Consider the following 8637-nt stretch of genomic DNA (forward strand, 5'->3'; position numbering starts at 1 on the left):
TCACTGTCGCAGGTCGCCGCTGGGGAATCGAGGAATGTTTCCAGTCGGGTAAGAACGAGGTCGGCCTCGACCACTACCAGGTCCGGCTCTACCACGCCTGGTACCGGCACATCACTCTCGCGATGCTCGCCCATGCCTGGCTCGCTGTCACCGCGGCGAGAAGCCGCGCCGACTGGCAGCCACCTGAAACAGGGGCGACCATCGCGGTCGGATACCAGCGCGTCGACGGCGGGATCCCTATCACTCGCCAGATAATCCCGAACAGGAACATGATGGTCCCGTTCAGCCTCAACGAGATCCGCCATCTCACCGCACTGCTACGCGAGGCGAATCTCCCCGCCGCGCTCATCGCTTGGTGGTCCGAGTGGCGCCGACGTCATCAGGCGACCGCCCGCCACTACCACTTCCTTCGCCATATCGATGCCGCGCAGCCACCCGCCACGCCGTCCTGACTCCGCCTGGTACCACAACAAGATTACTGTTCCTGTAGTACTACAACCACGACAGCGGATATGTGGCACGAGTCCTCAGCACCGCCGAGGGCTACACCGACCACACCAGCGACGACACCGACGCAGACGACGGAGATATTCCGCAGCCCGCGGGGCAGGCTGCGGCGGTAGCGGTCGACTACGCCACCGCCCARCTCGGCCTGCCCTACCAGTGGGGCGGTGACGGCCCCACCGCTGGAGACGCCGGATTCGACTGTTCCGGGCTCACCCAAGYCGCCGCCCAGGCCGCCGGTGTGCACCTTCCCCGCGTCGCCCAGGCCCAGTTCGACGCTGGACCCCACCTTCCCGCCGGAACACCCCTACAGCCCGGGGACCTGGTGTTCTTCGGAACCTCCACCACGGCCATCAGCCACGTCGGTATTTTCATCGGCGGAAACCAAATGATTGACGCCCCGCATAAAGGTGCACCCGTACGCGTTGAAAACTATCGGTGGAACAATTACCGTGGAGYCACCCGTCCCATCCACACCTAAAAACCTCTCCGCAATTATCTTCTGAAGAATGTCCACCCGGCTTCGAGGAAAGGCGGATCGTGCAGGCTGGGACGGCCGGAGGGGGCAGAGCGGAGCCGGGCGAACTGTCAGGACCAGGGGTAGCGGCAGACCCCCCTCCAAAAGGGGCTCCTTTAGTCCCTCCAAAAGCCCCTCCGGCTTTAACCGGAGGGGGGGATCAGCACACAAAACCGCAGGCCAGCGGCCCGTAGACCCCTCCGGGTGGCGCCCAGACTCGCCGGCTTGGCAGGAAAAAAACACCAGCGGCGGGCCACCTGGCCCTCCACCGGGGCCGTGTACCCGCCACTGGCGTTTGTTTTCTTCCGTTCCGCTGTGCCTTGTCTGGCCCTTGTTGGCCGTGGTCACCAGCCGTCTGCTGGTGCGCCGGGCGTGAGGGTCACCCCCCGAAGGCCGTCCCGGCCGGGCCGCGCCGCGACGTGCGGGAGACCGGCCGGGGCGGGACCGTCCGTTCCACCATTCCGATCACCTCCGTTGCGTCCGTGGGAATGATTCATGATATCGCCGCGCACCGGCATTGGCAATCCGTTTTCCATGACTCTTTTCCGACCGCATTACGGCGCGCGTGCGCGGATATCTCGCCCGCGGCCATTCGGCAACCCGTTTTCCATGACTCTTTTCAGGAATGTCGTCTAAAGAGTCATGGAAATGGGGTTGCTGATCGCCGAACCGTCTAGATATGGTTGGTCYACAACGAAATACGGACCGCCCGGGGAACCGGACCGGAAATCGGGAAACCGAAAAGAGTCATGGAAAAACGGTTGCCGAATCCGGAAGTCGAAGGATATGGTTTATCCCAGGCGGACGTCGCACCCGAACGGATTCCCGCGGCATGCGGATTCCGGCGGGACGCCGGAAACACACAACCGTCCGGCGGTGCGTATCACACACCCCCCATTGTTTTGGTTGGCCGAGGAGTTCGCGCATGTCCGCGCCCCTGACCGTGCCGCAGGCCGTCGCCCAGGACGGGCCCCGCCCGCACACCCCGCAGCCGGCCCCGGCGGTCACGCCGTGGGTCCCCGAGATCCGCCTGTCCGACACCGCGTCCCCGCCGGAGCCGTCCGTGACCATCCCCCCGACACCCGAGCCAGAGACTCCCGCCCCCACACCCGCCGCCGCATCGATGGTGTCGGACCGGCTTCCACCGGGAGCGCTGCGCCGTCAGGTCACCCAGTACCTCGCCGACCATCCGTATCGGGCCTGGACTCCCACGGAGATCGGGATCGCGCTCAGCGGCCGGTCCTCCGGCGCGGTCCTCAACGCCTGCGAGTACCTCCTGGCCCTCGGCCACGCCCAGCTCGTCAACGCGAAACCGAAGACGTTCCGCGCGACGGCGACGACCCGGGAGGCGATCGCCACGATGGCCGTGGCCACCCCCGCGCCCCGTGCGCCGCGCCCGGCACGGCCGGCCGCACCGAAGCCGGCCGCACCTGCGGCCCCTCCGGCACCACCGAAGATCCCTCCGACGCGGCCGGACGGCGGGGTGGTCCGCCCGTCCGGGCAGGTCTACCGGCCGCGGACCCTCGCCGGTCTCCCCGACGTGGAGATCTTGCGTAGGTTGCGGGAGGCGAACGTGCCGGTCCTGCTCTACGGGCCCCCGGGGACCGGCAAGACCAGCCTGGTCGAGGCCGCCCACGGCGATCTGATCACCATTGCGGGTGATGGTGACACCACCGTCGGTGATCTTGTTGGGGAGTACACCCAGTCCCCGGGAGGTGGCTACACCTTCGTCTACGGGCCGCTGGTCGAGGCGATGCTCCAGGGCCGCTGCCTGTTCATCGACGATGCCACCCTGATCTCTCCGGYGGTGCTCGCGGTCGTCTATCCCGCGATGGACGGCCGCGGGGAGATCATCGTCAAGGCGCACAAAGGCGAGACGATCAAAGCGGCGCCCGGGTTCTACGTGATCGCGGGCCACAACCCGGGTGTGCATGGAGCCATCCTCACGGAGGCCCTGTCGTCTCGGTTCTCCGTGCAGATCGAGGTCTCCTCCGACTACAAGATCGCCGAGAGTCTCGGGGTCAGCCCGAAGGCGATCCAGGTCAGCCGCAACCTCGCCACGAAACGCGCCGCGGGGGAGATCGGCTGGGCGCCCCAGCTCCGGGAACTCCTCGCCTACCAGAAGATCGCGGGGGCGGTGGACGACGCGTTCGCGATCGCGAACCTCGTCGGTGCCGCCCCCTCGGAGGACCGCGACGTCGTCGCCGCGGTCGCAGCCCAGGTCTACGGCCAAACGATCAGCCCGCTGAGCCTCGGCGCGCAGATCATCCGAAGGTCCTGACCGATCCCCGATCCCGCAGGCCGCCCGGCGGGAACTCCCCCCGCCGGGCGGCCCCCACCCCCACCTGCCACCGTGAAGGACGGTCATGTCCGGTCACCAGCTCGCCGACCCCACCCTGACGCCCATCGTCCCGCAGGGCCCCTGGCTCACCCTGTCCGCCCGCCTCACCGCGGAAGTGCCCGCCCTCGCCGACCGCAACGATCTCGTCGTCACCTGCGCCCCGGGGGCCGGTCACGGCTCACCCGCCTGCTTCCTGTTCAACCAGGCCACCGTCGAAATCGACGGAGCGCTGCTCGGTTCCCTCGATCCCGCCACCCTCGATCCCTCCCGCCTCGCCGACCGGTACCGCTACGCCCCCATGTGGGGCGCGCTGATCCACGAAGCCGCCCACGCCCGCCACAGCCGGTGGACACCCCCTCCGGGCACCCCACCCGCGGTCATCGACGCGGCGATGCTGCTCGAGGAGTCCCGCATCGAAGCACGCCAGCTCACCCGCCGGCCCGACGACCGGGACTGGCTACGGGCCTGCGTCACCACCATCGTCACCGCCCAACTCACCCCCACCAGCCCCCCGCCCCCCGCCACACCGCCGGCTCCCGCCACGGCCACCGCCACCTCGCCCCCGTCGGCTCCCGTGACCACCGTGCCCGTCGCACCCCCGGTCGCGATGACCGTCGCCGAGGCCGGTCACACCAGCGGACTCCTGCTGGCTCGGGTCGACGCGGGAGTCCTCACCCACACCGAAACCGACCCACTGCACGCCACCGCCGTCACGGTGCTCGGCCCGGACCGTCTCGCCGAGCTACGCAGCGTGTGGCTGGAAGCGCAGAAGACCAGCGACTACGACGCCACCGCAATGATCCGCCTCGGGGAGCGGTGGTGCGCCATCCTCGGCATCGATCCCACTCAGCCCCCGCAGCCCCACCCCAGCGCAGCCACAGGCGCAGGCGCGTCCCAGACCAATTCGAGCAGCGGACCCTCCGCCCCGGGCAGCACACCCTCCCCGCTGGGCAGCGCGATCGGCGAGGTCCTCGACGCCGTCACCGCCTCCACCGCTACCARCATGGCCAATGCGGCGAAGACCGCCGCCCGCGCCGAGGAAACCGCCGCCCGCCGCAGCGCTGCGAAGGCCGCCAAAGACGTCTTCTCCAACCCCAACGGCACCCGGCACCCCCAATCGCAACGCACCAAGATTGCCCGCAGACGCGACCCGACCCCAGCCGAGCAGGCTGCCGCCCGCCGCCTCGCCCGCGCGCTGCGCGCCGCCGGTCACCGCGAACGAGCCGCCACCACCGTCACCTCACCCACCCCACCCGGACGGCTACGCATGCGCGGCGCGCTCGCCGCCGACGCCCAACGCGCGGCCGGTGCGATCCCGACCGCCCAGCCGTTCACCCGCACCGTGCGCCGCGCCACTCCCACCCCACCGCTGCGCATCGCGATCGCCACCGACGTCTCCGGCACCATGCGCTACTTCGCCGACCACGTCGCCTCCGCCGCCTGGATCTTCGCCGCCGCCGCCCGTCACATCCCCGACACCACCGCTGCGACCGTCATCTTCGGCGACGCCGTCCGACCCCTCACCTTCCCCGGCCAGACCCCCCAGCAGGTCACCGAGTTCTACTCCGACGACCGCTACGAAGACGTCTGCGCCGCCGTCGACGCCCTCGAAGGCACCTGCCAGCTCACCCTTCCCGGCGCCGCCCGCCTGCTCGTCGTCGTCAGCGACGGCAGGTTCAAAGGTAGCCAAGGCCCCGACGGCCAGCGGCGTCTCGACCGGCTGCGCGCCCACGGCTGCGCCGTCCTGTGGATCACCCCCGACAGCACCCTCGCCACCCCCCTCACCGCCAGCCACACCATCACCCTCACCGACCCCGCCCACACCACCGACCACATCGCCCGCGCCGCAGTCCGTGCCCTGACCGCCACCCCCTGACCACACCGGCGGCGGGCCGGCCACCCGGCCCGCCGCCCCCCACCCGAACCCGCGAAGGAGAGCCCCGTGAACCCGCCCACCCACCGTGTCGCAATCCACCCCCACCACCAGCTCACCGGCCCCGACACCGCGGTCGGCTACACCCTGCCCTACCTCCCCGACGGCTGCCCCGACGACCTCGAGGGCTGGCCCGCCCGCGACGGCCAATACCCCGGACCCCACCAGAACACCGTCTGCCCCACCTGCCTACCCACCCACCGCCACCACGCCGACGTCTGCAACCCGTTCCCCGTCCCCACCCCCACCCCGATGATCTACGCCCTCGAGTCGGCGCCCCAGCTGGCCGACGGCGGCCACGACCTGCTGCACCTGCTGCGCGCCGCCGGCTTCACCCGCCTGGCCTGGCTCCCCCTCGCCGGCTACTCCGACCCGTACGTCTTCGTCGCCGACCATCCCACCGACCACAGCCGGATCATCCTCGACCGCCACGGCCTCGAGTTCCACCCACGCGACCCCGCCACCGGCGGCCCCTTCCATGACGTTCTCGGCCCCCGCACCGACCTCGCCGCCGTCACCACCGTTCCCCGCTCCGCCGGCCACACCACCCCCACCCCCCGCCCCGCCACCGGCCTGCCGCCACTGCCACCCGGCGCCCGCCTCCTGTCCGCCGACGACGCCGCCCGCCTGATCATCATGGGCGACCATCCCGCCGGCCAGAACCCCGACCTCGCCTACGACCTCGGCCTCGTCGACGCCCTCCACCGCGGAGCGATCCTCGCCGCCCACCTGCCCGACGGAAACCTCGCCTTCACCCCCAACCCCCACCCGCACAACCCCACCCCCTAACACCCCGGGCAGGCCGGACCCCCCGGGCCCGGCCTGCCCGCCCCACCACACGCGACGGAGAACCCCGGCATGGCCAACTACCGCGTCCTCATCGCGTCGCGCGACACGGACGACCCGCATCGTCCCGCCGCGTTCGCCTTGACCAAGATGGCCGTCTACTTCCCCGACGGCTGCCCGGCACCCGGGCAGGCCGGCCTCCCGAAACTGTGGAACTACCGACCGCACGCCGTCACCGTGTGCCCCGCGTGCATCACCGCCTGGAGGGCCGACGACTTCGTGTCCGACCCGCTCAGGGTCCCGACGGCACCCCACCGGCCCTTCGGTTCACCTGGACCGCCGCAGACGCCTACGACACCCGGGCCGACGACACCACCGACCCGGACATCTGAAGCCGCCCACCACCAGAACACCGGGTAGGTCAGGCCCGCCTCGAGCCCGACCTGCCCACCCTACCCGCGACGCCGCCTACACCTCCCCGTGAAGGAGACCCTCATGTCCCCGGACCGCGACACCCCACCCACCAGCCCCGACCCGACCCGACCACCCCATAACCCCCCGGCCAGCCCCGCATCAGACAGCCCCACCACCGAAAAGGAGAAACGACCATGATCGCGCACCAGGATGCGGACAGCATTGTTCTGACGAATCGTGATGGCAGCGAGATAGTCCTGCGCGCCGAGCTCGGCACCACCCCGGCACTCATGCTGCAGGTGACCTCCGGCGGCCAGGTCACCATCGCCCGCCTCTCCGGCTTCGAGACGAACACCTTCGCCGCAGCGGTGAGCAATCTTGGCAGCCGTGTGTTTCTCAGCGCCAACAACCTCCGCGTGGAACTCGCCCTGAATAGACGACACCACCTCTGACGACTGACCACCGATCCGCCACGGGGGCGGCCACGGCCCGCCCATGACCGCCCCCGGCGCACACGCCCTCCGCAATTCATCGGTGGAGGGGCTGTCAAGTTAGCGGTGTAACGGGTGATGTTGGACTACTTGGGGACCACTGTAGCTGTTCAGCTCAGTTGAGCGGGTGTCTTGCGGATCTTGCCTGTTGATGGTTCGGCTGGTTGCCGGCCGGCGGGTCAAGATCGGCTAGTTTGTGGGGGTGGAGTCCGCGGGTCAGCCGAGCTACGAGGAGCTTGTGYGCCTGGTCGCGGACCAGGCCGCGCTGATCGAGCGGTTGACGGCACGGGTCGCTGAACTCGAACGCAGGCTTGGCGCGGACAGTTCGACGTCGTCGCGTCCGCCGTCGTCGGACAGCCCGTTCACGAAGGCACCGCAACGGTCGTCGCGGTCGTCGTCGGGCCGGCCACGAGGGAAACAGCCTGGTGAGCCCGGTCAGACCCGGAACATGGTCACCGACCCGGACGAGATCGTCGTGCTGGATCCGCCGTCGTGTTCCGGCTGTGGAGGGTCGCTCGCGGACGCGCCGGTGTTCGGGGTCCGCCGTCACCAGGTGTTCGACGTCCCGCCCCCGCCGCCACGGCCGCAGGTGACYGAGTACCGGGTCGTGGCCAGGGTCTGCCCGTGCTGCACGGCGACGACCGCTGCCTCCAGCCCGGCGGGAGTGACCGGCCGGGTCGGCTACGGGCCGGGTCTGCTCGCGCGGGCGGCGTGGCTGGTCTGCGCCCAGCACCTGCCGGTCCGCCGGGCCGCCCGGGTCCTGGCCGTCCTGGTCGGCGCCGCGGTCTCCACGGGCTGGGCTGCTTCGGTGCGGGGCCGGGCCGCCCGCCTGCTGGAGGCCGCGTTCCTGCCCCGGGTCCGTGAGCTGGTCGCCGCCGCGCCGGTCGCGCACGCGGACGAGACCACCGCCCGCGCCGACGGTCGGCTGCGCCCGCCTGCTGGAGGCCGCGTTCCTGCCCCGGGTCCGTGAGCTGGTCGCCGCCGCGCCGGTCGCGCACGCGGACGAGACCACCGCCCGCGCCGACGGTCGGCTGCGCTACCTGCACGTGGCGTGCACCGACTACCTGACCGTGATGCACGTCGGGGACCGCAGCGCCGCGGCGATCGACGCCGGCGGGGTCTGGCCGGCGTTCACCGGCGTGCTGGTCCGCGACGGCTACGGCGGCTACACCCACCTGACCGGGGCGTTACACGCCTGGTGCGGCGCCCACCTGCTCCGCGACCTGCGTTCGGTTCATGACGGTGACCCGCCCGGGCAGGTCTGGGCCGACGCCCTGGCCACCACCCTGCTCGACGCCCACCACGCCGCGACCGATGACGGTGACCCGCCCGGGCAGGTCTGGGCCGACGCCCTGGCCACCACCCTGCTCGACGCCCACCACGCCGCGACCGCCGCCCGCGCGAGCAGACCCGGCCCGTAGCCGACCCGGCCGGTCACTCCCGCCGGGCTGGAGGCAGCGGTCGTCGCCGTGCAGCACGGGCAGACCCTGGCCACCACCCTGCTCGACGCCCACCACGCCGCGACCGCCGCCCGCGCGGCCGGTCACCCTGCCCTGGACCCGGCCACCCTGGCGGAGATCCGTAACCACTACCGAGGAGCGCTCGCCCGCGGCGAGACCGACAACCACGGGAAACGAAGCCCGCTCGCCAC

At 71.0% G+C, this 8637-nt stretch carries 7 protein-coding genes and 3 pseudogenes; all 10 read left to right on the plus strand.

Going from position 1 to position 8637, the window contains the following annotated elements; all coding sequences use genetic code 11:
• Window positions 1-452 (plus strand): annotated as a pseudogene (locus KBI5_RS28195) (IS701 family transposase); the annotation flags it as partial.
• A 62-nt stretch (window positions 453-514) separates the two neighbouring features.
• The gene (locus tag KBI5_RS22650; RefSeq protein ID WP_085016396.1) at window positions 515-985 is read left to right on the plus strand and encodes a C40 family peptidase; all 471 of its coding nucleotides are present in this window, start codon (window positions 515-517) and stop codon (window positions 983-985) included.
• A 961-nt stretch (window positions 986-1946) separates the two neighbouring features.
• Window positions 1947-3302 carry an AAA family ATPase gene (locus KBI5_RS22655; protein WP_241883113.1) on the plus strand — a complete coding sequence of 452 codons (1356 nt, stop codon included), beginning with the start codon at window positions 1947-1949 and terminating at the stop codon, window positions 3300-3302.
• Window positions 3303-3387: 85 nt separating this feature from the next.
• On the plus strand, window positions 3388-5238 hold the full coding sequence (locus tag KBI5_RS22660) for a hypothetical protein (RefSeq protein WP_085016397.1): 1851 nt from the start codon (window positions 3388-3390) through the stop codon (window positions 5236-5238).
• Between the two features lie 66 nt (window positions 5239-5304).
• Window positions 5305-6084 (plus strand): hypothetical protein, encoded by a 780-nt coding sequence (locus tag KBI5_RS22665; RefSeq protein ID WP_043591871.1) that lies wholly within the window; start codon window positions 5305-5307, stop codon window positions 6082-6084.
• Between the two features lie 69 nt (window positions 6085-6153).
• On the plus strand, window positions 6154-6501 hold the full coding sequence (locus KBI5_RS22670) for a hypothetical protein (RefSeq protein ID WP_043591873.1): 348 nt from the start codon (window positions 6154-6156) through the stop codon (window positions 6499-6501).
• Between the two features lie 188 nt (window positions 6502-6689).
• Window positions 6690-6947 (plus strand): hypothetical protein, encoded by a 258-nt coding sequence (locus tag KBI5_RS22675; RefSeq protein ID WP_043591875.1) that lies wholly within the window; start codon window positions 6690-6692, stop codon window positions 6945-6947.
• 307 nt (window positions 6948-7254) lie between these two features.
• A pseudogene (locus KBI5_RS28525) lies at window positions 7255-7917 on the plus strand (DUF6444 domain-containing protein); the annotation flags it as partial.
• Window positions 7847-8407 (plus strand): transposase, encoded by a 561-nt coding sequence (locus KBI5_RS28530; protein ID WP_085016399.1) that lies wholly within the window; start codon window positions 7847-7849, stop codon window positions 8405-8407. The pseudogene KBI5_RS28525 and the gene KBI5_RS28530, both read left to right, overlap by 71 nt.
• A gap of 66 nt (window positions 8408-8473) precedes the next feature.
• Window positions 8474-8637, plus strand: a pseudogene (locus KBI5_RS22690) (IS66 family transposase); the annotation flags it as partial.

It is taken from the genome of Frankia sp. KB5 (assembly GCF_002099325.1).
GTDB lineage: Bacteria > Actinomycetota > Actinomycetes > Frankiales > Frankiaceae > Frankia > Frankia casuarinae.

Bases quoted from the DNA above. Each gene is read 5' to 3' on its own strand.
- KBI5_RS22670 (WP_043591873.1), top strand. From the start codon at position 6,154: ATGGCCAACTACCGCGTCCTCATCGCGTCGCGCGACACGGACGACCCG.
- KBI5_RS22675 (WP_043591875.1), top strand. From the start codon at position 6,690: ATGATCGCGCACCAGGATGCGGACAGCATTGTTCTGACGAATCGTGAT.